The 23,197-nt window shown below is 71.8% G+C and carries 17 protein-coding genes and 1 tRNA gene; 8 read left to right on the forward strand and 10 right to left on the reverse strand.

Annotation, left to right across the window (positions count from 1 at the left end; genetic code table 11):
* Window positions 1-63: 63 nt before the first annotated feature.
* The 5 genes from ACZ4SV_RS31440 to ACZ4SV_RS31460 all read right to left on the reverse strand — a co-directional run bounded on the left by ACZ4SV_RS31440 (window position 64) and on the right by ACZ4SV_RS31460 (window position 3,928).
* Window positions 64-151 (reverse strand) — tRNA-Gly (locus ACZ4SV_RS31440).
* A gap of 278 nt (window positions 152-429) precedes the next feature.
* A complete protein-coding gene (locus ACZ4SV_RS31445; RefSeq protein WP_365872897.1) occupies window positions 430-1,149 on the reverse strand; it encodes an ABC transporter permease in 720 nt (239 codons plus the stop codon).
* 10 nt (window positions 1,150-1,159) lie between these two features.
* Complete coding sequence (locus ACZ4SV_RS31450) at window positions 1,160-2,071, reverse strand: ABC transporter ATP-binding protein (RefSeq protein ID WP_365872899.1); 912 nt, start codon at window positions 2,069-2,071, stop codon at window positions 1,160-1,162.
* Window positions 2,068-2,976: an ABC transporter permease subunit gene (locus ACZ4SV_RS31455; RefSeq protein ID WP_468008341.1), complete on the reverse strand. Its 909-nt coding sequence runs from the start codon at window positions 2,974-2,976 to the stop codon at window positions 2,068-2,070. Before ACZ4SV_RS31455 ends, ACZ4SV_RS31450 begins: the two co-directional genes overlap by 4 nt.
* Window positions 2,966-3,928: an ABC transporter ATP-binding protein gene (locus ACZ4SV_RS31460; protein ID WP_365872949.1), complete on the reverse strand. Its 963-nt coding sequence runs from the start codon at window positions 3,926-3,928 to the stop codon at window positions 2,966-2,968. The genes ACZ4SV_RS31455 and ACZ4SV_RS31460 overlap by 11 nt, the downstream gene beginning before the upstream one ends.
* Window positions 3,929-4,168: 240 nt before the next feature.
* Between ACZ4SV_RS31460 and ACZ4SV_RS31465 the strand changes: the two genes are divergently transcribed.
* The 4 genes from ACZ4SV_RS31465 to ACZ4SV_RS31480 all read left to right on the forward strand — a co-directional run bounded on the left by ACZ4SV_RS31465 (window position 4,169) and on the right by ACZ4SV_RS31480 (window position 8,838).
* A complete protein-coding gene (locus ACZ4SV_RS31465; RefSeq protein ID WP_468008343.1) occupies window positions 4,169-5,011 on the forward strand; it encodes a M24 family metallopeptidase in 843 nt (280 codons plus the stop codon).
* Entirely contained in the window at window positions 5,008-6,762 is a 1,755-nt protein-coding gene (locus ACZ4SV_RS31470) for an SDR family oxidoreductase (protein WP_468008346.1), read from the forward strand. The genes ACZ4SV_RS31465 and ACZ4SV_RS31470 overlap by 4 nt, the downstream gene beginning before the upstream one ends.
* Before the next feature lie 200 nt (window positions 6,763-6,962).
* Window positions 6,963-7,865 (forward strand): LLM class flavin-dependent oxidoreductase, encoded by a 903-nt coding sequence (locus ACZ4SV_RS31475; RefSeq protein WP_468008348.1) that lies wholly within the window; start codon window positions 6,963-6,965, stop codon window positions 7,863-7,865.
* 100 nt (window positions 7,866-7,965) lie between these two features.
* Window positions 7,966-8,838 carry an HAD-IIB family hydrolase gene (locus ACZ4SV_RS31480; RefSeq protein WP_468008351.1) on the forward strand — a complete coding sequence of 291 codons (873 nt, stop codon included), beginning with the start codon at window positions 7,966-7,968 and terminating at the stop codon, window positions 8,836-8,838.
* A 213-nt stretch (window positions 8,839-9,051) separates the two neighbouring features.
* Here ACZ4SV_RS31480 and cydD read toward each other — a convergent pair whose 3' ends face one another.
* The 3 genes from cydD to ACZ4SV_RS31495 are packed head-to-tail and all read right to left on the reverse strand — an operon-like array spanning window position 9,052 to window position 15,214.
* Complete coding sequence (cydD, locus tag ACZ4SV_RS31485; protein ID WP_468008354.1) at window positions 9,052-12,609, reverse strand: thiol reductant ABC exporter subunit CydD; 3,558 nt, start codon at window positions 12,607-12,609, stop codon at window positions 9,052-9,054.
* Window positions 12,610-12,668: 59 nt separating this feature from the next.
* The gene (gene cydB / locus ACZ4SV_RS31490) at window positions 12,669-13,688 is read right to left on the reverse strand and encodes a cytochrome d ubiquinol oxidase subunit II (protein WP_468008357.1); all 1,020 of its coding nucleotides are present in this window, start codon (window positions 13,686-13,688) and stop codon (window positions 12,669-12,671) included.
* A 17-nt stretch (window positions 13,689-13,705) separates the two neighbouring features.
* Window positions 13,706-15,214 (reverse strand): cytochrome ubiquinol oxidase subunit I, encoded by a 1,509-nt coding sequence (locus tag ACZ4SV_RS31495; RefSeq protein ID WP_365872915.1) that lies wholly within the window; start codon window positions 15,212-15,214, stop codon window positions 13,706-13,708.
* Between the two features lie 209 nt (window positions 15,215-15,423).
* Here ACZ4SV_RS31495 and ACZ4SV_RS31500 point away from each other — a divergent pair, with 209 nt between their 5' ends.
* A complete protein-coding gene (locus ACZ4SV_RS31500; RefSeq protein ID WP_468008362.1) occupies window positions 15,424-15,801 on the forward strand; it encodes a cyclophilin-like family protein in 378 nt (125 codons plus the stop codon).
* 109 nt (window positions 15,802-15,910) lie between these two features.
* Here the strand turns inward: ACZ4SV_RS31500 and hisC are convergent, their stop codons facing one another.
* On the reverse strand, window positions 15,911-16,990 hold the full coding sequence (gene hisC, locus ACZ4SV_RS31505) for a histidinol-phosphate transaminase (protein ID WP_468008364.1): 1,080 nt from the start codon (window positions 16,988-16,990) through the stop codon (window positions 15,911-15,913).
* A gap of 455 nt (window positions 16,991-17,445) precedes the next feature.
* Between hisC and ACZ4SV_RS31510 the strand changes: the two genes are divergently transcribed.
* The 3 genes from ACZ4SV_RS31510 to ACZ4SV_RS31520 all read left to right on the forward strand — a co-directional run bounded on the left by ACZ4SV_RS31510 (window position 17,446) and on the right by ACZ4SV_RS31520 (window position 20,980).
* Window positions 17,446-18,558 carry a LacI family DNA-binding transcriptional regulator gene (locus ACZ4SV_RS31510; protein ID WP_365872919.1) on the forward strand — a complete coding sequence of 371 codons (1,113 nt, stop codon included), beginning with the start codon at window positions 17,446-17,448 and terminating at the stop codon, window positions 18,556-18,558.
* Between the two features lie 299 nt (window positions 18,559-18,857).
* Window positions 18,858-19,937 (forward strand): metallophosphoesterase, encoded by a 1,080-nt coding sequence (locus ACZ4SV_RS31515; protein ID WP_365872921.1) that lies wholly within the window; start codon window positions 18,858-18,860, stop codon window positions 19,935-19,937.
* A gap of 182 nt (window positions 19,938-20,119) precedes the next feature.
* On the forward strand, window positions 20,120-20,980 hold the full coding sequence (locus ACZ4SV_RS31520; protein WP_468008370.1) for a hypothetical protein: 861 nt from the start codon (window positions 20,120-20,122) through the stop codon (window positions 20,978-20,980).
* A 151-nt stretch (window positions 20,981-21,131) separates the two neighbouring features.
* Here ACZ4SV_RS31520 and thiC read toward each other — a convergent pair whose 3' ends face one another.
* The gene (gene thiC, locus ACZ4SV_RS31525; protein ID WP_468008374.1) at window positions 21,132-22,916 is read right to left on the reverse strand and encodes a phosphomethylpyrimidine synthase ThiC; all 1,785 of its coding nucleotides are present in this window, start codon (window positions 22,914-22,916) and stop codon (window positions 21,132-21,134) included.
* Window positions 22,917-23,197: the final 281 nt, after the last annotated feature.

A 23,197-nucleotide genomic window follows, 5' to 3' on the forward strand; every position in this document is an offset into this window, starting at 1 on the left:
GGATCATGCCGGACAGGCACGGGTCCGCCCGGGGCCGGAAGGCTCCCGGACGGCGACGGATCGCGGAGGATGCACGGATCGAACGTGCGCGGGCGTGTCACGGCCCGACACGGCTCGGTGAGCCGGTGCCTTACCACTCGGCCAATCCCCCGGGTGGGCGGTCCACGTGAGCGAAGAGGCCCACGTGCTCGAAGCGACCGCCCCGGGCAGCTCCCTGGGCCCTACGGAGCAGTGGTGCTCACTCCGGAGCCCGCCTCAGGCTGCCCTGTCGGGAGCCGGACGCAGTGCCGTGCATGGACATCGCCCGCCTCCACTCCCGGTACGCGGCGCCGGGACGTTCCCGGCGGATCGGTACAACCACTGTGCACCTCTGCCGAGTTGGACGCCATCGAATAAACCGGGCGCCCCGCCACCGGCGCCGCCCGCCGGCTACTCCTCGCCGGCCAGCGTCAGCGACCGCAGCTTCTGGCCGGCGTACCAGGTGGCCAGGACGGTGACCGCGACCAGCAGCGCGGTGGCCGTCGGCAGGCTCACGTCGGAGGTCACCAGATCGGTGCCGGACACCTTGTGGGCGACGGCCAGCGACCACTGCTGGACGCTCAGCGTGCGCGCGCCCGGCACCAGCGAGCCGAACAGCGCCTCCCAGACCAGGGCGTAGACGAGCCCGAAGACCACCGCGTGCCGGGAGACCGTGCCCAGCAGCAGGAACAGTGCCGAGTAGGCGATGGAGGAGACCAGCGCGGCGACCGTGTAGGCGACGGCGATCTGCTGGCCGTTGCCGTTCAGGATCAGGCCCGCGATCAGGGTCGGCACCGCGGAGAAGACCATGGTCACGGCGATGGCGACGATGAGCTTGGTGTAGATGATCGTGGGCCGCTTGAGCGGCTTGGACAGCAGGTACACCACGGAGCCGTCGTCGATCTCCGGGCCGATCGCGCCCGTGCCCGCGATGACGCCGATGAGCGGCACCATGGTGGCGAGCGCGAAACCGCCGAGGACGTCGGCCGCGGTCTGGTCGTCGGCCCCGGTCAGGGCGCGCACGGCCACGGAGATCACGAGCAGCAGCAGGGGCAGCGCGCCGAGGATGAGCGCCCGGCGGCGGCCCAGCAGGGCCCGGTAGGTGAGTCGGGCGACGGTGGGGTCGTACATCTTCGGCCTCCTACGCCGCGACCAGGTACGAGAAGACTGACTCCAGGGACTCGTCGGACGGCGAGACCGTGAGCAGCCGGATGCCGTGGTCCCTGGCGACCTTCGGCAGCAGGGCGGTGAAGCGGCCGAAGTCGACGGCCTGGACGCGCAGCGCGCCCTCGGTGACGTCGACCTCGATACCGGCCGTGGACGGGTCGGCGATCAGCGCCGCCGCGAGGGTCCGGTCGTCGCTGGACCGCACCAGGTAGCGGTGCGGGCGGTCGGTCATCAGGCGGCGGATGCGGCGGAAGTCGCCGCTGGCCGCGTGCCGGCCGGCGACGACGACCTCGATGTGCCGGGCGAGCTGCTCGACCTCTTCGAGGATGTGCGAGGAGAACAGCACGGTGCGGCCCTCGTCGCCCATCGTGCGCAGCAGGTCCATCAGCTGCATGCGCTGGCGCGGGTCCATGCCGTTGAACGGCTCGTCCAGCAGCAGCAGCGACGGGTCGTGCACCAGGGCGCTGGCCATCTTCACGCGCTGGCGCATGCCCTTGGAGTACGTGGCGATCTTCCGGTCCTGCGCGTACTCCATCTCCACGGTGGCGAGGGCGCGCCGGGCGGCCTTGTCGCCGAGGCCGTGCAGCTCGGCGTTGGCGAGGACGAACTCGCGGCCCGTCAGGAAGTCGTACATCGCCTCCCGCTCGGGGACGACGCCGATGTGCCGGTAGACGGACTCGTCGCGCCACACCGGGCGGCCGTCGAGGGTGACCGTGCCGGTGGAGGGGGCGAGGAAGCCGCCCATCATGTTGATCAGGGTGGACTTCCCGGCGCCGTTGGGGCCGAGCAGGCCGGTGACGCCGGGGCCGATGGTCATGGTGATGTCGTTGACGGCGACCACGTTGCCGAACCAGCGGGAGACGTGGTCGATGCTGAGGACGGTCACAGTCCCACCTTCCGGTAGCGGCGGATCAGGATGCCGTAGCAGGCGGCGGTCACGCCCAGCGCGCACAGGACGTAGACCACGCCCTCGCCGCGGGACGGGCCGAAGCCGCCGGGGAAGGCGGAGGTGCCGCCGAGGAACGCCGACTGCACGCCGTCGATCAGCGTGATCGGGGAGAACAGGCCGATCCAGGGGACCGCGCCGGCGCTGCCCTGGGTGTCGGCGATGGCCTGGAGCGTGGAGACCGCGCCGTAGGAGATGGTCAGCACGGCGATCACGGCGGCGATGCCGAAGCCGCGGCGCGGGGTGAACGCGGCGATGACCAGGCCGATGCCGGCGAAGAGCAGGGAGAGCAGGGCCACGGCGACCAGTCCCTGGGCGAATTCCTTGGTCTGGTGGGCGAAGCCCATCTTGGACAGCAGCGCGCCCACGTACATCACCAGCAGCGGGGCGGCGGTGAGGACGAACAGCGCGGAGGCGAGCGCGGCGAACTTGGCGCGGACGTAGTCGGCGGTCTCGATGGGCCGCGAGAAGTACAGCGGCACGGTCTTGAAGCGCAGGTCGCGGGAGACCGCCTGGGGGGCCTGGGAGGCGATGTACAGGCTGATCACGGCCTGCATGACGATCGCGTACCGGGTGTAGGACAGCGGCAGTTCGTGCGCCTTGGTGACGACGGCGACGGCCACCATGATGGCGGCCGGCACGCACATCACCGCGAACAGCAGCATCGGCAGCACCTTGGACTTGACCGAGCGGCCGAGGCCGTAGGCGCCCCGCAGGGACTGCGAGTACAGCGAGCGGAGCGCGTAGGAGCGGCCGAGGCGGGGGCCGTCGTAGCCGCGGTAGCCGATGTCGTGGATGCGGCTCTGGTCGCCGGCCGGCATGGCCGGGGGATGCTCAACCGCCATGTCCGACGGCCTCCTTCCGCTGCTCTTCGCTGGTGAACACCTCGGAGATGTGGTGCCGGCGCTGCTCCATGCGGACCAGGCCGAGGCCGAGTCCGGCGACCGTGTCCCGGACCAGGTCGTACGTCTCCTCGCCGGTGGCGGTCAGCAGCAGGATGTGTCCGGCGCCGGGCAGTCCGCCGGCCTCCGCGTGCGTCTCGGCCCCGCGCGCGTGCAGCGCCTCGCGGAGCGCGCGGGTGCCGTCCGGGTGGGCGTCGCTGTCGGTGACCTCGATCGCGAGGGTGGTCGTGGTCTGGGTGAAGTCGGTGGTGGAGCTGGAGCGCAGCAGCTTGCCGCCGTCGATGACGACGACGTGGTCGCAGGTGCGCTCCAGTTCGCCCAGCAGGTGCGAGGTGACCAGGACCGAGATGCCGAAGTCGGTGTGGATGCGGCGGATCAGGCCGAGCATGTCGTCCCGGCCGACCGGGTCGAGGCCGTTGGTCGGCTCGTCCAGGAAGACCAGCCGGGGGTCGTGCACCAGGGCCTGGGCCAGCTTCACCCGCTGCTTCATGCCGGTCGAGTAGCCGCCGATGGGGCGGTAGCGCTCCTCGTACAGCCCCACGTGGCGCAGGGTGTCGGCGGTGCGCTCGCGGGCCGCGGCGGGCGGCAGGCCGGACATGCGGGCCATGTGGACGACGAACTCGGTGGCCGAGACGTCCGGCGGCAGGCAGTCGTGCTCCGGCATGTACCCGACGCGCTCACGGATGGCGGCGCCGTCGGTGGCGACGTCGAGGCCGAGCACCCGGGCCCGGCCCTCCGTGGCGGGGGCCAGCCCCAGCAGGATCTTGATCAGGGTCGACTTGCCGGCGCCGTTGGCTCCGACGAGTCCGGTCACACCGGGCCCGATGTCCACGGACAGCCGGTCGAGCGCGGTCACCCGGGGGAACCGCTTGCTCAGGCTTTCGGTCGCGATCACAGTCACCTCTCCGACGGTAGTGATCCGGACCACGTCCGTCGTCAGACCTCAGAGCCGTTTGCGTCTCAGTCCCAGGTAGTACGGGTGTCTCGGGGTTCCCCACCCAGGGGTCCCCCCGGGGCGCCGGACGGCTGTCGTCCACAGCCCTTGATCCCGCCTATTGACGCCGCCTCTAACAAGCTGCGAGATTCACCCGTGTCAAGTTACGGACGCGTAGCGCGCTCGACGGGACGGGGCGGCATGACGACGGCAGTGAGCAGCGGACCCTCCGCGGACCTGCGGGGGTTCAGACGGGTGCAGCGCCTCGCCTACGAGTGCGCGGAGGCGGTCGCGGCCCGCCTCGCACCGGGCGTCACCGAGCGCGAGGCGGCGCGGATGCAGCGGGAGTGGCTGCGCGGACGGGGGGTGCGCGACTGGTTCCATCTGCCCTTCGCCTGGTTCGGCGACCGCACGGCGTTCGTGAACTTCCGCCTCCCGCTCCAGTTCTTCCCGACCGACCGCGCCCTGGAGCCGGGCATGCCGTTCATCCTGGACATGGCACCGGTCTACGAGGGATACACGGCGGACATCGGCTACTCGGGTTCGCTGGGCGTGAACCCGGTGCAGGACCGGCTGATGGCCGATCTGGAGGCGCACCGGGAGCTGATCCTGCGCGAGGTGCGCGAGCGGCGCCCGCTGCGGGAGATCTACCAGGACGTGGACCGGCTCATGGTCCGCCAGGGCTACGCCAACCGGCACCGCGCCTATCCCTTCGGGGTGATCGCCCACAAGGTGGACCGGGTGAGGCCGCGCCGCTTCTCCCCGCACCTGTTCGGGTTCGGCACGCAGTCGCTGAAGGGCCTGGCCGCCGACGCGCTGCACGGCCACCGCGAGGGCTGGTCGCCGCTGTGGTCGCCGTACCGCTTCTCGGACCATCCGCCGCGGCCGGGCCTGTGGGCGGTCGAACCGCACCTCGGTTTCCGGGGTACGGGCGCGAAGTTCGAGGAGATCCTGGTGGTGACCGATTCCCGGGACGCCGAGGAGAGCGCGTTCTGGCTGGACGACGACTTGCCGCACGTGCGGCGCTGGGCGGAGGCGAAGTGACACGGGAAGACGCGCGCGAGCGCCGGGTGACGACCGGCGGGGTCGAACTGTGCGTGGCCGAACTGGGCGACCCGGCACAGCCGACGGTCGTCCTGGTGCACGGCTACCCGGACAGCAAGGAGGTCTGGTCACCGGTCGCCGCGCGTCTGGCGGACCGGTTCCACGTGGTGCTCTACGACGTCCGGGGCCACGGCCGCTCCACGGCGCCGCGGCCGCTGCGCGGCGGCTTCACGCTCGCCAAGCTCACGGACGACTTCCTGGCCGTCGTGGACGCGGTCAGCCCGGACCGGCCGGTGCATCTCGTCGGGCACGACTGGGGCTCGGTGCAGTCCTGGGAGTTCGTCACGGCCGCCCGCACGGAGGGCCGCATCGCCTCCTTCACCTCGATCTCCGGTCCGTCCCTGGACCACTTCGGGCACTGGATCAACGCGCGGCTGAAGCGTCCGACGCCCCGGCGGATCGGCCAGTTGCTCGGCCAGGGCGCCAAGTCCTGGTACGTCTACCTGCTGCACACGCCCGCCCTGCCCGAGCTGGCCTGGCGCGGCCCGCTCGGCAAGCGCTGGCCCGGGATCCTGGAGCGGGTCGAGCGGGTGCCGGCCGGTGACTACCCGACCGCCTCCCTGCCCGCCGACGCCGCCCACGGCGCCTGGCTCTACCGGGACAACGTCCGCGCCCGGCTGCGCCGCCCACGCCCGGACGCCTACGCGCACGCGCCCGTGCAGCTCATCACCCCCCGGGGCGACGCGTTCCTCTCGGAGCGGCTCTACGACGACCTGGACCGCTGGGTGCCCCGGCTGACCCGCCGGACGCTGCCGGCCCGGCACTGGGTCCCGCGCACCCGCCCTGACCAGGTGTCCTCCTGGATCGCGGAGTTCGTCCGGTCCGTGGAGGGCGGCCGGCCCGCCGAGCGGCCCACGGGCCGGCACGCCGAGCGGTTCGCGGGGCAGCTCGTGCTGATCACCGGCGCGGGCGGCGGCATCGGACGGGCGACGGCGTTCTCCTTCGCGGAGGCCGGCGCGCGCGTGATCGCCGTCGACCGCGACGCCGAGGCGGCGACCCGCACCGCCGAGCTGTGCCGGCTGGCCGGCGCGCCCGAGGCGTGGGCCGAGCCCGCCGACGTCTCCGACGAGCAGGCCATGGAGAAGCTGGCGGAGACGGTCCACCGCGCGTACGGCGTGCTGGACGTGCTGGTCAACAACGCGGGCATCGGCCTGTCGGGCTCCTTCTTCACCACGACGGCCGACGACTGGCGCAAGGTGCTGGACGTGAACCTGTGGGGCGTGATCCACGGCTGCCGCCTCTTCGGCGCCCGCATGGCCGAGCGCGGCCAGGGCGGCCACATCGTCAACATCGCCTCGGCGGCGGCATACCAGCCCTCCCGCGCCCTGCCGGCCTACAGCACCTCCAAGGCGGCCGTGCTGATGCTCTCCGAGTGCCTGCGCGCCGAGCTGGCCGGCCAGGGCATCGGCGTCACCGCGGTCTGCCCGGGCTTCGTCAACACGGGCATCACCTCCACGGCCCGCTTCACCGGCGTCGACGAGGCGGAGCAGCGCCGCCGGCAGCAGCGGTCCGCCCGGCTGTACGGCCTGCGCAACTACCCGCCGGAGAAGGTGGCCGACGCGATCCTGGACGCGGTGGTCCACGACAAGCCGGTGGCACCGGTGACCCCGGAGGCCCGGGGCGCCCACCTGCTGTCGCGGTTCGCGCCGGGACTGCTGCGGCGGATCGCGCGGGTGGAGCCGCGGCTGTGAGCGAGCCCGCGGGCGCGGCCGGCCGCCCGCCCGCGGTCCACCGGTTGTCCACAACTTCGCCACATGGCCTGTGGATAACCGGGCTTGGCTGTGGATCAAACCCGGTTCCGGGACAACCCGTGTGATCTGCGTCTCCCGTGACCGGAGCCGGCCGTCCGGACCGGCCGGTTCCGTCCGCGGGTCCGCTTACGCTCGGACGCATGAGTCTGCGTCTGAGCACCGTGATCCTCCCGTACCGCCGCTGGCACGAAGGTGCCCGTTCGGCGTGGATGCGCGCCGAACAGCTCGGCTTCCACACGGCGTACACCTACGACCACCTGTCCTGGCGCAGCTTCCGCGACGGCCCCTGGTTCGGTGCCGTCCCGACGCTGACGGCGGCCGCGGGGGTCACCGAGCGGCTGCGCCTCGGCACGCTGGTCACCTCGCCGAACTTCCGCCACCCGGTCACCCTCGCCAAGGAACTGATCACCCTGGACGACGTCTCCGGCGGCCGGGTCACCCTCGGCATCGGCGCGGGCGGCACCGGTTTCGACGCCACCGCCCTCGGCCAGGAGCCCTGGACCCCGCGGGAGCGCGCGGACCGCCTCGCCGAGTTCGTGCCCCTGCTGGACCGGCTGCTCACCGAGGACGCGGTGTCGTACGAGGGCCAGTTCTACTCGGCCCACGAGGCGCGGAACATACCGGGCTGCGTGCAGCGCCCCCGGCTGCCGTTCGCCGTGGCGGCCACCGGCCCGCGCGGTCTGCGGCTCGCCGCGCGCCACGGCCAGGCGTGGGTGACGACCGGCGACCCGAAGCTGTACGAGACCGGCACGCCGGAGCAGTCCGTCGCGGCCCTGCGCGGACAGCTCGGCAAGCTGGCCGAGGCGTGCGAGGCCACCGGGCGGGACCTGGCCGAGCTGGACAAGGTCCTGCTCACCGGGTTCACCCCGGACCGCGGCCGGCCGCTGGCCTCCCTGGACGCGTTCGTGGACTTCGCCGGCCGCCACCGGGAACTGGGCTTCACCGAGATCGTGCTGCACTGGCCCGTCCCGGACTCGGTGTTCGCCACGGACGAGAAGGTCTTCGAGCGGATCGCCATGGAGGCCCCCGCCCAGCTCGCCTGACCGGCGGCCGGCGCCTCCCGCCAGCCCGCGGAACGCCGGCCGCGTCTCATCCGTGCACACCCCCGCACGGCCGTGCGGACCCCTGCGGGAGAATGGCCGGGTGACCTCAGCGACCAGAGAGCCCGGGACCCCTGCCGCCGCCCTGCCGACGCGGCTGATCGCCACCGACCTCGACGGCACCCTGCTGCGCGACGACCAGTCGGTCTCCGCACGGACCGTCGCGGCGCTGGCCGCCGCGGAGGATGCCGGGATCGAGGTCTTCTTCGTCACCGGCCGGCCGGCCCGCTGGATGGACGTGGTCAGCGACCACGTCCACGGTCACGGCCTGGCCATCTGCGGCAACGGCGCCGCCGTGGTCGACCTGCACGGCGGCCCCGGCGCCCACCGGTTCGTGAAGGTCCGCGAACTGGCCCGGCACCATGCCCTGGACGCCGTACGGCTGCTGCGCGAGGCGGCGCCCGGCACGGTGTTCGCGGTGGAGCAGACCTACGGCTTCCACCAGGAGCCGGACTACCCCAAGCTGCACATGGAGGTGCCCGACACCCTCCTGCCCGCCGAGGAACTGCTCTCGGCCGACGGCCCGGACGCCCACCAGCCCGTGCTCAAGATCCTCGCCTACCACCCCACCCTCGACCCCGACGCCTTCCTCACCCTGGCCCGCCTGGCGGTCGGCGACCACGCCAACGTCACCCGCTCCAGCCCCAGCGCCCTGCTGGAACTGAGCGGCTCCGGCGTCTCCAAGGCCAGCACCCTCGCCCTGTGCTGCGCCGAGCGTGGCATCTCGCACGAGGAGGTCGTGGCCTTCGGTGACATGCCCAACGACGTCGAGATGCTGACCTGGGCCGGCCAGTCGTACGCGATGGGCAACGCCCACCCGGACGCCGTCGCCGCCGCGTCGGGCCGCACGGTCGCCAACAACGACGACGGTGTGGCCGTGGTGATCGAACGACTCCTCGCCGGCCGCCTGCCGTAGGCCGCACGCGGTCCAGGGGGCATCGTCCCGCCCGGCACTCGTGGCCCAGGGCGCGGGTGGCCCGTCCGGCACCCGTGGCCCGGAGTGCGGGCGTCCGGCGTCGGCGGTGGTCGGGGGCGCGGGTGTCCGGCGTCCGTGGTGGTCGTCGGCGCGGGCGTCCGGCGTCAGCGGTGGTCGGGAGCGGGCGTCCGCGGTGGTCGGGGGCGCCGGGCCTCAGCGCGCTCCGGCCGGTGCCGTGGCCGCGGCCTCGCGCGCGGCCATCTCCCGCAGCGGCCCGTCCTCGGCGCTCAGCCGCGCGTAGGGCCCCCGCTGCACCACCCGGCCCGCGTCGAGCACGATCACCTCGTCCACCGCGTCGAGCCCCGCCAGCCGGTGGGTGATCAGCAGCGTGGTGCGGCCCTGCGTGGCGGCCAGCAGATCGGCGGTGAGCGCGTCCGCCGTGGCCAGGTCCAGGTGCTCGGCGGGCTCGTCCAGGACCAGCACCGGGAAGCCGGCCAGCAGCGCGCGGGCCAGCGCCAGCCGCTGCCGCTGCCCGCCGGAGAGCCGGGCCCCGTGTTCGCCGACGAGGGTGTCCAGGCCGTCGGGCAGCGAGTCCACCCAGTCCAGCAGCCGGGCCCGGGCCAGCGCTCCGCGCAGTTCGGCCTCGGTCGCGTCCTTCCTGGCCAGCAGCAGGTTCTCGCGCACCGAGCTGTCGAAGAGATGCGCGTCCTGCGCGCACAGCCCGACCAGCCGCCGCACGTCGTCCCCCGCCAGGGCGCCCGCGTCCACACCGGCGAGGGTGTACGAGCCCGCCTCCGCGTCCAGGAACCGCAGCAGCACCTGCGCGAGGGTCGTCTTGCCCGCACCGGAGACTCCCACCACCGCGATGCGGCGCCCCTGCTCCAGCGTGAGGTCCAGCCCGGCCAGCGCCTGCCGCCGCTGCCCCGGGTACCGCGCGGTCACGCCCTTGAGGACCACCGGGAACGGCGAGGCGGGCACCTGCCGGGGCACGTCCGGCTCGCGCACGGGGTCGGCGGCGTCCAGGATCTCGTACACCCGCTCCGCGCTGCGGCGCACCCGCTGCCGGTAGCGCACGGCGAGTGGCAGTCCGAGTACGGCCTCGAAGGCGGCCAGCGGGGTCAGCACGACCACGGCCATCGCCACCCCGCCCAGCCGGCCGGCCGCCACCGCCTGCGCGCCGCACAGCGCGGTGGCCGTGACGGTCAGCCCGGCGATCAGCGCGGTCAGGCCGTCCCCGAGTCCGGTGACGGCGGCGGCGCGCGCGGCGATCCGGGTGAGGGTGCCGTCGGCCCGCCGGGCCGCGTCCGCACGGGCCGGCAGCGCACCGGCGACGGTCAGCTCGGCGGTACCGGTGAGCAGGTCGGTCACGCGGGTCGCGAGCACTCCCCGGGCGGGCGCGAGGCGCCGCTCGGTCCGCCGGGCCGCGGTCGCGGTCAGCGCGGGGACGCCCACGCCCGCCGCGAGCAGGCCCGCCGCGAGGGCCGCGCCGGCCTCGGGCAGCAGCCAGGCCGTGAAGCCGACCGAGGCGGCGCAGACGGCGAGGGCGGCTCCGGCGGGCAGCAGCCAGCGCAGCCAGTAGTCCTGGAAGGCGTCCACGTCCGCGACCAGCCGGGTGAGCAGATCACCGCGCCGGGCACCGCGCAGCCCCGCGGGTGCCAGTCGTTCCAGCCGCCGGTACACCGCGACCCGGGTGCCGCCCAGCATCCGCAGGACGGCGTCGTGCGACACCAGCCGCTCGGCGTACCGGAAGACGGCCCGCCCGATCCCGAAGGCCCGGGTCGCGGTCACGGCCACCATCAGATACAGCACCGGCGGCTGCTGCGCGGCCCGGGAGATGAGCCAGCCGGAGGTCGCCATCAGCCCGACGGCGCTCCCCAGCGCCAGCGCGCCCAGCAGCAGGGCACCCAGGAGCCGTCCCCGGGAGCCCTGGCCGAGCTCTCGGACCCGCGCGAGCACATCCCGCTCGCGCCCGCCGGGCCGGGACCCGCCCGGTTCGTCCTCCGGCCGGCCGGATGCGGCGACGGCCGGTCGCGGGCCCGGTTCGTCTGCGGGCCGGCCGGGTGCGGCGAAGGCCGGTCGCGGGCCGGGATCCAGGGGCAGGTCCCGGACCGGCCGGCCGTACTCCGGGTGCTCCAGGAGCCCGGCGCCGTCCAGCCGTACGATCCGGTCGGCCACGTCCAGCAGCGCGGGCCGGTGCACGACCAGCAGCACGGTCCGCCCGGCGGCGAGCCTGCGCACCGCCGCCACGACGTCCGCCTCCGTCGCCCCGTCCAGCGCGGCCGTCGGCTCGTCCAGCAACAGCACGGGCCGGTCCGCGAGGAACGCCCGCGCCAGCGCCAGCCGCTGCCGCTGGCCCGCCGACAGCCCGGCGCCGTCCTCCCCGAGCACGGTGTCCGCGCCCTCGGGCAGCGCCGCCACGAACTCCCACGCACCCGCGTCCCGCAGAGCCTGGTGTACGGCGCTGTCGTCGGCCCCGGGCCGGGCCAGCCGCACGTTCTCCGCGATGGTCCCGGCGTACAGGTGCGGCCGCTGCGGCACCCAGGCGATCCGTGACCGCCACTGCGCCAGGTCGAGGCCGGCGAGATCCGCGCCGCCGATCCGCACCCGCCCCTCGGTGGGCCGTACGAAGCCCAGCACCACGCTGAGCAGTGTCGACTTGCCCGCTCCGCTCGGCCCGACCAGGGCGACGGTCTCACCAGGCTCGACGGTGAACGACACACCGCTCACCGCGTCCGAGGAGCGGCCGGGATAGCGGACGCCCACGTCTTCGAAGGCAATGGCGCCCGCGGGCACCGCTCCGCTGCCCGCGGCCGGCACCGGGGTCTCCAGCACGGAGAAGATCTCCTCCGCCGCGGCCAGTCCCTCCGCCGCCGCGTGGTACTGGGCTCCCACCTGCCGCAGCGGCAGATACGCCTCGGGCGCCAGCACCAGGATGACCAGGCCGGTGTACAGGTCCATGTCGCCGTGGACGAGTCGCATTCCGATCGTCACGGCGACCAGCGCGACCGACAGCGTGGCCAGCAGTTCCAGCGCGAAGGAGGAGAGGAAGGCGATCCGCAGCGTCCGCAGCGTGGCCTGCCGGTACTCGTCGGTGATCCGCCGGATGGACGCGGCCTGCGCCTTGGCCCGGCCGAACACCTTCAGCGTCGGCAGTCCCGCGACCACGTCCAGGAAGTGACCGGACAACCGGGACAGCAGCTTCCACTGGCGGTCCATCCGGGACTGGGTCGCCCAGCCGATCAGCATCATGAACAGCGGGATCAGCGGCAGGGTGCCGACGATGATCGCCGCCGACACCCAGTCCTCGGTGACGATCCGGGCCAGCACCGCCACCGGCACGACCACGGCGAGTCCCAGTTGCGGGAGATAGCGCGAGAAGTAGTCGTCCAGCGCGTCGACCCCGCGGGTGGCCAGAGTGACCAGCGAGCCGGTCCGCTGCCCGCTCAGCCAGCCCGGACCGAGCGCCGTCGCCCGGTCGAGCAGCCGTCCGCGCAGCTCCGACTTCACGGCCGCGCTCGCGCGGTGAGCCGCGAGTTCGGTGAGCCACGCGACCATCGACCGGCCCACGGCCACGCCCGCCAGCAGCAGCAAGGGGGTGCGCAGATCGGCGGCCGACTGTCCGTGCTGGAACGCGCCGACGACGATTTCGGCGACGAGCATCGCCTGAGCGATGACCATTCCGGCCCCGACGGCTCCCAGACCGACGGCGGCCACGAGGAAGAAACGGGTGGCGCGGGCGTATCGCAGCAGACGGGGATCGATGGGTTTCACGTGAAACATGCCCTTCGGCCCAGAGGGTGTGTTTCACGTGAAACCCACCCTCGGCGGACTCAGTGCGCGGTTCCGGCGGCAGCGTCGGGAGCGATGTGCTGCGTGCCGATCCGCTTGCGGAACACCCAGTAGGTCCAGCCCTGGTAGAGCACGACGAGCGGGGTGGCGATCGCCGCCAGCCAGGTCATGATCTTGAGGGTGTAAGGGCTCGACGAGGCGTTGGTGACCGTCAGGTTCCAGTCCCCGTTCAGGGTGGACGGCATGACGTTCGGGAAGAGGGAGAGGAAGAGCATCGCCACGGCGGCCACGATGGTGACGCCGGACAGCGCGAACGCCCAGCCCTCCCGGCCCGCCTGGTTGGCCACCAGCGCGGCGACCAGGGCGGCGACGGCCACGACCAGGGCGATCAGGCTCGCGCCGTCACCGCTGTCCGCCTGGGTCCACAGCAGGAAGGCGAGCGCCACGAGGGCCGTGGCCAGGCCCGCCCACCGGGCCAGCTTCCGGGCCCGTGCCCGGATGTCCCCGACGGTCTTGAGGGCGGTGAACACCGCTCCGTGGAAGGTGAACAGCGTGAGCGTCACCAGGCCGCCGAGCAGGGCGTAGGGGTGGAACAGATCCCAGAGGCTGCCGGCGTAGTCGAAGTTCCGGTCGATCTTCACGCCCCGCACGATGTTCCCGAAGACCACGCCCCACAGGAACGCCGGGATGAGCGAACTCCAGAAGATCGCCGTCTCCCAGTTCCGCTGCCAGCTCTCCTCCGGCCGCTTGGCCCGGTACTCGAAGGCCACACCCCGGAGGATCAGGCAGACCAGGATGACCAGCATCGGCAGATAGAAGCCGGAGAAGAGGGTGGCGTACCACTCCGGGAAGGCGGCGAAGGTGGCGCCGCCCGCGGTGAGCAGCCAGACCTCGTTGCCGTCCCAGACCGGGCCGATGGTGTTGATCAGCACCCGGCGCTCGGGCCGGTCGCGGGCCAGCAGCCTGGTGAGGATGCCGACTCCGAAGTCGAAGCCCTCCAGGAAGAAGTAGCCGGTCCACAGGACGGCGATCAGGACGAACCAGACGTCGTGAAGTTCCATGACTGTTTTCCTCCGGCCTAGTACGAGAAGGCCATCGGCTTGTCGGCGTCACGCGTGTCGCCGCCGAGCTTCGTGGGCGGATTGAGGTCGGCCTCGCTCAGCTCGGGCGGGCCTGCCTTGACGTACTTCGAGAGCAGCTTGACCTCGACCACGGCGAGGACCGCGTACAGCGCCGTGAAGACGGCCATCGAGATGAGGACCTCGGCCTGGGAGACACCAGGGGAGACCGCGTCCCGGGTCCGCAGCACGCCGTAGACGACCCAGGGCTGGCGGCCCATCTCGGTGAAGATCCAGCCCCAGGAGTTGGCGATCAGCGGGAAGGCCATGGTCCAGGTCGCGATGCGCCAGAACCAGGGGGTGAGCCCGGGGCTGAGCGCCTTGTTCTTGAACAGCACCAGGTGGGGCACCTCGTCCTCGCCGGTCCTGAGGTGCTGCGGCAGCATGAACTTCTTGCGGGTCAGCCAGAGTCCGGCCAGGCCGATGGTGAAGGAGGCCATGCCGAAGCCGATCATCCAGCGGAAGCCCCAGAAGGCGACGGGGATGTTGGGCCGGTAGTCGCCGGGCCCGAACTTCTGCTGCTCGGCCTTGTTGACGTCGTTGATGCCGGGGACGTACGAGGTGAAGTTGTCGTCGGCCAGGAAGGACAGCAGGCCCGGGATCTCGACGGCCACGCTGTTGTGGCCCTTGTCCACATCGCCGTAGGCGAAGATCGAGAACGGCGCCGGCTGCTGGCCGTCCCACAGCGCCTCGGCGGCGGCCATCTTCATCGGCTGCTGCTTGAACATCACCTTGCCGAGCGTGTCGCCGCTGATCGCGGTGAGCAGTCCGGCGATGACGACGGTGATCAGGCCGAGCCGCAGCGAGGTCTTCATCACCCCGATGTGCTTCTTGCGGGCCAGGTGGTAGGCGGAGACGCCCACCATGAAGGCCCCACCGGTCAGGAAGGCCGCCGAGAGGGTGTGGAACGCCTGGCTGAGGGCGGTGTTCTGGGTCAGCACGGCCCAGAAGTCCGTCAGCTCCGCCCGGCCCTTCGCCTGGTCGATCCGGTAGCCGACCGGGTGCTGCATCCAGGAGTTGGCCGCGAGGATGAAGTACGCCGACAGGACCGTGCCGATCGAGACCATCCAGATGCAGGCCAGATGGATCCGCTTCGGCAGCCTGTCCCAGCCGAAGATCCACAGTCCGATGAACGTGGACTCGAAGAAGAAGGCGATCAGCGCCTCGAAGGCGAGCGGGGCGCCGAAGATGTCACCGACGAAGCGCGAGTAGTCCGACCAGTTCATGCCGAACTGGAACTCCTGCACGATGCCGGTGACCACACCCATCGCGATGTTGATCAGGAAGAGCTTGCCCCAGAACTTGGTCGCCCTGAGGTACTTCTCCTTCTCCGTGCGCACCCAGGCCGTCTGCAGCCCGGCCGTCAGCGCGGCCAGGGAGATCGTCAGCGGAACGAACAGGAAGTGGTAGACGGTGGTGATGCCGAACTGCCAGCGCGCAAGTGTCTCCGGCGCCAAAGCCAGGTCCACGTCGGCACTCTCCTTACTACGGCGTCGTACAGCGGCGGTTTGCCCCTTTTGCCACCCGCATACAGGAGCAAACGGGACGCGCTTGTGAACGCGTTCACATTCACAAGCCATTATGACCCACTGATTTTCGGTCGCGACAGGGGGGTCCCCCCTTCGCCGCCGCGTCAAGGTCTTGGCAGTACCTTCAACATCTTGTTGACTTGCGCGCCATGCGGATACGGATCTCCTGGCCCGCGGGCAACCTCACCGCGACCCTTGACGCCGGCACCCCGACCACGCAGGCCCTCGCCAAGGCCCTGCGCCTCGCCTCGACGGCGCGCACCTGGGGTGAGGAGGTGTATTTCGACACAGGCGTCTCTGTTCCACGTGAAACAGACGCACGCCAGGTCGTGGAACCGGGCACGGTGGCCTTCTGGACGGACGGAGACGCCCTCGCCCTGCCCTACGGCCCGACGCCCCTCTCCCAGGGGACCGAGTGCCGTCTCGCCAGCCCGTGCAACATCCTCGGCAGCCTGGACGGGGACGCCGGCCTTCTGGCGACCGTGCGGGACGGCGACCCCGTCCGGGTGGAACTGACCGAGGAGTAGAGCCGACGCCGGCCGGCTCTACACCTTCGGACCGGGCCGGACCAGACCCCGTGGTCCCGGCCCGGTCCGGACACGGCTCGGACGAGTCCGCCCAAGCCGTTCAGAGGTCCTAGATCTCCTTGCGGAACGCTTCCGCCACCTTCAGGAAGATGTCGTTCGCCTCGTTCTCCCCGACGGTCACCCGCACACCCTCGCCCGGGAACGGCCGGACCACGACCCCGTGCTCCTCGCAGGCCTGCGCGAACGCCGCCGCCCGCTCCCCCAGCCGGAGCCAGACGAAGTTGGCCTGCGTTTCGGGCACCTGCCAGCCCTGGGACCGCAGCGCGTCGACCACGCGCGTGCGCTCGCACACCAGCGAGCCCACCCGGCCGAGCAGCTCGTCCTCGGCCCGCAGCGAGGCGATCGCCGCCTCCTGCGCCAGCTGGCTCACCCCGAACGGCACCGCCGTCTTGCGCAGCGCGGCCGCCACCGGCTCATGGGCGATCGCGAAACCGACCCGCAGCCCGGCCAGCCCGTACGCCTTGGAGAAGGTCCGCAGCACGCAGACGTTGGGCCGCGTCCGGTACAGCTCGACACCGTCGGGCACCTCGGGGTCGCGGATGAACTCCCGGTAGGCCTCGTCCAGCACCACCAGCACATCGCCGGGCACCCGGTCGAGGAACCGTTCCAGCTCGGCCCGCCGCACCACCGTGCCGGTCGGGTTGTTCGGGTTGCAGACGAAGATCAGCCGCGTCCGGTCGGTGATCGCGTCCGCCATCGCGTCCAGGTCGTGCACATCGTCCGGCGTCAGCGGCACCCGCACCGACCGGGCCCCGCTGACCTGCGTGATGATCGGGTACGCCTCGAACGACCGCCAGGCGTAGATCACCTCGTCACCGGGGCCGCTGGTGGCCTGGACGAGCTGCTGGGCGACCCCCACCGAGCCGGTCCCGGTGGCCAGGTGGGAGAGCGGCACCCCGAAGCGCTCGGACAGCTCCTCCATCAGCCCGGCGCAGGCCAGGTCCGGGTAGCGGTTGATGTCGCAGGCCGCCGCGGTCACGCTCTCCAGCACACCCGGCAGCGGCGGGTACGGGTTCTCGTTGGAGGACAGCTTGTAGGCGGCCGGTCCGCCGGCCGCGGCGGGCTTACCCGGCTTGTAGGTGGGGATACCCTCCAGCTCGGCGCGCAGCTTCGGGCTCGTCTCGCTCACCGCAGTCCTCCTCGCGACCACCGGCGGACCGTCGACACCGCCGGCATCCAATACTCCTCACCTTATGAGGATTCCGCCCCGCTGCGTACAGGTCCGGCAAGGGCGGAGCACGCGGGCGCCGGTACCGGAGGAGAGGCGGCCCCCGCCGCCCCGGAAGGCATCACGGGCATCCCTGTACGAAGGCGTACGTTTCGGGGGCGCACCGTACATATATCTATGCGCCGGTAGCTTGCGCCGTGGCGCGCGTCCCTCGTGAAGGTGAGTTGAGACCTCTTCGAGACCTCGGACAGTTGGCAGGCCCATCCGCATTGACAAGGCATGTCTTATCACTAATGGGCTCAACTACCTTGTTTTCTAAGGCTGTTCACCCCATACGGCCATGCAGAAACGTGCCTGCCAATGCGTGCATATGCGTCCGCACTACCCCACCGCATGAGCCCTACTATCGGCTCGCCATGACAGCAGCAGGGAAGCACCAGGTGAGCCGCGCGGAAACCTCACGTCGAGGCAGTCGGCCGGGCCGGGCGGGCATCAGAGACGTCGCCGCCGCCGCCGGGGTCTCCATCACGACCGTCTCCGACGCCCTCAACGGCAAGGGCCGTCTCCCGGATGCCACCCGGCGCCATGTCCGCGAGGTCGCCGACCGGCTCGGGTACCGCCCCTCGGCCGCCGCCCGCACCCTCCGTACCGGCAAGTCGGGCCTGATCGGCCTGACCGTGACGACGTACGGGGATGAACCTTTCACCTTCACCGAGTTCGCGTACTTCGCCGAGATGGCCCGGGCCGCCACCTCCGCCGCGCTCGCCCGCGGCTACGCCCTGGTCATCCTGCCCGCGACCTCCCGGCACGACGTCTGGTCCAACGTGGCCCTGGACGGCACGGTCGTCATCGACCCCTCCGACCAGGACCCGGTCGTCAGCGAACTCGTCCGGCAGGGACTTCCGGTCGTCTCCGACGGCCGCCCGGCCGGCTCCATCCCCGTCACCGCCTGGGTCGACAACGACCACGAGGCCGCCGTACTCGGCATCCTCGACCACCTCGCCGACGCCGGCGCCCGCCGCATCGGCCTGCTGACCGGCACCTCGACGGACACCTACACCCACCTGTCGACCACCGCCTACCTGCGCTGGTGCGAACGGGTCGGCCAGGACCCGGTCTACGAGGCGTACCCGGCACACGATCCGTGCGCCGGCGCCGTCGCCGCCGACCGGCTGCTCGCCCGGCCCGACCGGCCCGACGCGGTGTACGGACTGTTCGACCCCAACGGCACCGACCTGCTCGCCGCCGCGCGCCGCTACGGCCTGCGCGTCCCGGACGACCTGCTGCTGGTGTGCTGCAGCGAGTCGATCATGTACGCCAGCACCGAGCCGCCCATCACCACGCTCTCGCTGAAGCCGCGCCGCATCGGCACCGCCGTCGTCCAGCTCCTCATCGACGCCATCGAGGGCGTCGAGTCCGAGCAGCCGGTCGAGCAGGTGATACCGACCGAGCTGATCGTGCGCACCTCCTCGCAGCGGCGGTCCCCGCGCACGACGGTCAGCCCGCCGCGGACACCGGACGACAGATAGCGCCCGGGCGTGCCGCGCCGTCCGGTGCGACACGCCTCCGGAGCGGCGCGTGTCCGGCGTGCGCCCGGCCGGTGCGATACGGTGACCGGCCGGTCCGGGGATCGATCGGCCGAAAGCCGGTCGAACATCTGCTCAAACGGGACGAAAGCCGCGGTGAACTGGAGTCTTGTTCCGATTCACCACCCCTGGGTCATCACACGGCGCGACGCGCGTTCCTATGATGGGCCCACGACACCGCGGACCGCTGCGACCAGGCAGTCCGAAGCGGTGCAGATGCGGCGCGATGGTGGAGGGGTCTGATGACTCAGGGGGCCGGTCAGGGACCCGAGGCGGAGCGGACGGCGACGCTGCGCGACTTCCGGGTACCCGCGTACGTGCACGAGACCGGTCCGTACGTCCACGGCGTCCACCCCGGTGACGCCCTCCCGGCCGGCGACGAGGCGTACCCCGACGGCTACACCCCCACCCAGCGCGACCTGCCGGTCATCAACCGCGGCGACACCCTCCAGGTCCCCGTCGAACCGGCTCCCGCCGCCCCGGCCCCGCAGCCCGCGGCTGGCCCCGGACCGCTGTACGTCGTCGGTGACGTCCACGGCTATCTCGACGAGCTGCTGGCCGCCCTGCGGGAACAGGGCCTGATCGACGCCTCGGGCCAGTGGTGCGCCGGCACCACCCGGCTGTGGTTCCTCGGCGACTTCACCGACCGCGGCCCGGACGGCATCGGCGTCATCGACCTGGTCATGCGGCTGTCCGCCGAGGCCGCCGCGGCGGGCGGCTACTGCAAGGCCCTCATGGGCAACCACGAGCTGCTGCTGCTCGGCGCCAAGCGGTTCGGCGACACGCCCGTCAACTCCGGCGCGGGCACCGCCACCTTCCAGGCGGCCTGGCTGCTCAACGGCGGCCAGAAGACGGACATGGACCGTCTCCAGGACCACCATCTGCAGTGGATGGCCCGGCTGGACGCGGTCGAGATGGTCGACGGTTATCTGCTCATCCACTCCGACACCACCGCCTACCTGGACTACGGCGACTCCATCGAGGCGGTCAACGACACCGTCCGCGAGGCTCTGACCCGTAACGACGCCGACGAGGTCTGGGACCTGTTCCGCAAGTTCACCAAGCGCTTCTCCTTCCGCGACGAGGGCGGCGCCGACGCCGTGCGTGCCCTCCTCGATACGTACGGCGGCACCCGGGTCGTTCACGGGCACAGTCCCATTCCCTACCTGCTCGGCGAAGTCGGCTCCGAGGACGGCGAGGAGAGCACGGGCCCGGTGGTCGAGGGACCGCACGTCTACGCGGGCGGACTCGCCATCGCCATGGACGGCGGAGTGACCATGGCCGGAAAGCTGCTGGTCCAAGAGCTTCCCCTGGAGAACTGACCGGTCCTCAGGCGCACCGCCCGCCGGTCGCGTCCGCGCAGGCCGGACGGCAATTTCCGGCAATCCCCTGTCACCGCGCGCCGTCCCGGCTCTACCATCGCCTTACCCGTAGCAGGCTCCCCTCCGTTTCTGCCCGACGGGCCCGTCACCGTGCGGGTCCCAGCCCTACGGAGCATCGGGGGATGCACATGAACAGCCTTCCGCAGCACCTGCGGAGCGAGGACCACCAGGAGTTCGAGCGGCTCCTCGGCGAGGCGCTGCGCTCCGCTCCGCACCGGCCGGAACTGGCCGCTGTCGGAGACCGGTTCGACGCCGGACAACTGCGCACCATGGCGCTCGACGCCTCGGCCCTGATCACGGCAGCCGCGGCGGCCGAATACCAGCGCTACGTCGGACTCCGCGACGCGCTGCGCCAGCCGGCGCTGTCCGTTCCGTCCGCCACCGCCGACTCCGCCGCCCCCGGCTCTGGTTCGCCCGGCACCGACCTCTCCACCGCCCTCGGTGAAGCCGCCGGGAGCACCGGCGCGGGCGCCGTCGCGGTGATCGCGGTCCTGGCGCCCCTGCTGTCCGGGACGGCGGCGGTCATCTTCCTGCTCGTCGGCTACATCCTGAAGGTGCTGGACCCCGGGCAGGCCCTCGCCCGGACCCTGCTCACCACCGGCTGGGTGTTCGGCGCCCTCACCGCGGTGACGATCCTGGTTGCCGCCGTCGGACTGCTGCTCGCCGCGCTGCGCAACCGCGCCCCGGCGGACGCCCGGGCCCGGGACACGGCACACGAGGAGCTGGCCAGAGCCAGAGAGGCGTGGCGGGACGCCCTGCTGGAGCGTGGCATCCTGCCCTTCCTCCGGGAGGCGCTGGCCGGGCCCGGTCCCGCCGCACACCACCCGGCGCCGTCCGCGCCGACCGGCCGCATGCCGCGACTGGGCTACGGCCGGCCCGGCTTCAGCAGCCCCGCCGACGGCACCGGGTCCGACCGCCCCGGCTACACCAGCCCCGATTACACGAGCCCGGATTTCGGCGGCCCGGAGCACCGGCCCGAGTGACCCGGCCGCCCACCCGGCCAGGAGACCGCGGCGCATGGCCGTCCCGCCAGGAGCCCGAGAAGCCTGTGGCGCGGGAGACGGTCTGAGGAGAACGCCCTCCGGGGCGGCCGCCGCGCCGCCCCGGGTAGCTCGGCGTCCTGGAGGCCGCGGGTCAGTCGGCGATGGGCAGGTACACCCGGTTGCCGGAGGCCGCGAACTCCTTCGACTTCTGCGCCATGCCCTCCTCGATCTCGGTCCGGCTGCCCCCGTGCTCACGCCGGATGTCCTGCGAGATCTTCATGCTGCAGAACTTCGGACCGCACATGGAGCAGAAGTGGGCCGTCTTGGCGGGCTCGGCCGGCAGGGTCTCGTCGTGGAACTCACGTGCCGTGTCGGGGTCCAGGGCGAGGTTGAACTGGTCCTCCCACCGGAACTCGAAGCGGGCGTCGGACAGGGCGTCGTCCCACTCCTGGGCACCGGGGTGCCCCTTGGCGAGGTCCGCCGCGTGCGCGGCGATCTTGTAGGTGATGACACCGGTCTTGACGTCGTCCCGGTTGGGCAGGCCCAGGTGCTCCTTGGGCGTGACGTAGCAGAGCATCGCCGTGCCCCACCAGGCGATCATCGCGGCACCGATGCCGGAGGTGATGTGGTCGTACGCCGGCGCGACGTCCGTGGTCAGCGGGCCGAGCGTATAGAACGGAGCTTCATCGCAGATCTCCTGCTGGAGGTCGATGTTCTCCTTGATCTTGTGCATCGGGACGTGCCCGGGGCCCTCGATCATCGTCTGTACGTGGAACCGTTTGGCGATCCGGTTGAGTTCTCCGAGCGTCCGCAACTCGGCGAACTGGGCCTCGTCGTTGGCGTCCGCGATCGACCCCGGCCGCAGCCCGTCGCCCAGCGAGTAGGTGACGTCGTAGGCGGCGAGGATCTCGCACAGCTCCTCGAAGTTCTCGTACAGGAACGACTCCTTGTGGTGCGCCAGGCACCACGCGGCCATGATCGAGCCGCCGCGCGAGACGATCCCGGTCTTGCGGTTGGCGGTGAGGGGGACGTACGCAAGCCGGACGCCCGCGTGGACGGTCATGTAGTCCACGCCCTGCTCGGCCTGCTCGATGACGGTGTCCTTGTAGATCTCCCAGGTCAGCTCCTCGGCCCTGCCGTCGACCTTCTCCAGGGCCTGATAGAGCGGCACCGTGCCGATAGGGACGGGGGAGTTGCGCAGCACCCACTCGCGGGTGGTGTGGATATTGCGCCCGGTGGACAGATCCATGACCGTGTCGGCGCCCCAGCGGGTCGCCCAGGTCATCTTGTCGACCTCCTCTTCGATGGAGGACGTCACGGCGGAGTTGCCGATGTTGGCGTTGACCTTCACCAGGAACCGCTTGCCGATGATCATCGGCTCGATCTCCGGATGGTTGACGTTGGCCGGCAGTACCGCCCGGCCCGCCGCGATCTCCTCGCGGACCACCTCGGGAGAGACGTTCTCCCGGAGGGCCACGAACTCCATCTCCGGCGTGATCTCGCCCCGGCGGGCGTACGCGAGCTGCGTGACCGCCTGGCCGTCGCGGCCCCGCCGAGGCTGCCGGGGACGTCCGGGGAAGACCGCGTCCAGGTTCCGCAGTCCACCGCGCGGCGAGGTGTGCTTGATCCCGTCGTCCTCGGGACGGACCGGACGGCCCGCGTACTCCTCGGTGTCGCCACGGGCGATGATCCAGTTCTCCCGCACCGGTGACAGTCCCCTGCGGACGTCCGTGTCGACGAGTGGATCGGTGTACGGGCCCGAGGTGTCGTACAGCGTGACCGACTGCCCGTTGGTGAGATGCACCTGACGGACCGGCACGCGCAGGTCGGGGCGCGAGCCTTCGACATACGCCTTGTGCCAGCCGATGGACTTCCCGGCCTCCGGGGACTTCTCGTCCTGGACGGAGGCAGGCGTGCGTGCGTCCTTGTTGGTCATGAGACCTACTCCCTACGCCGGCATTACCCGGTAACAGGTTCGGCGGTCGACGCAGCGGTTCCCGTCTGCCGACATTCCCCGTGGACCATCGCTCGTTCCACGTGAAACATCGCGTCTACGGAGGTCAGCGCCCTCTCAGCCCGGTGCTCCGAGCTCCCGCGTGTGCAAAGGTGCCTCCACGCTAGCGTCATGTGTGGCGCGCTGAACAGTGGGCCCCCACTCGTTCTTGGGATGATCTGGCGGTGACCAGGATGGAGCAGTACCCGCACCAGCCGCCCGGG

The sequence above is a fragment of the Streptomyces sp. NPDC027672 genome (assembly GCF_055566335.1).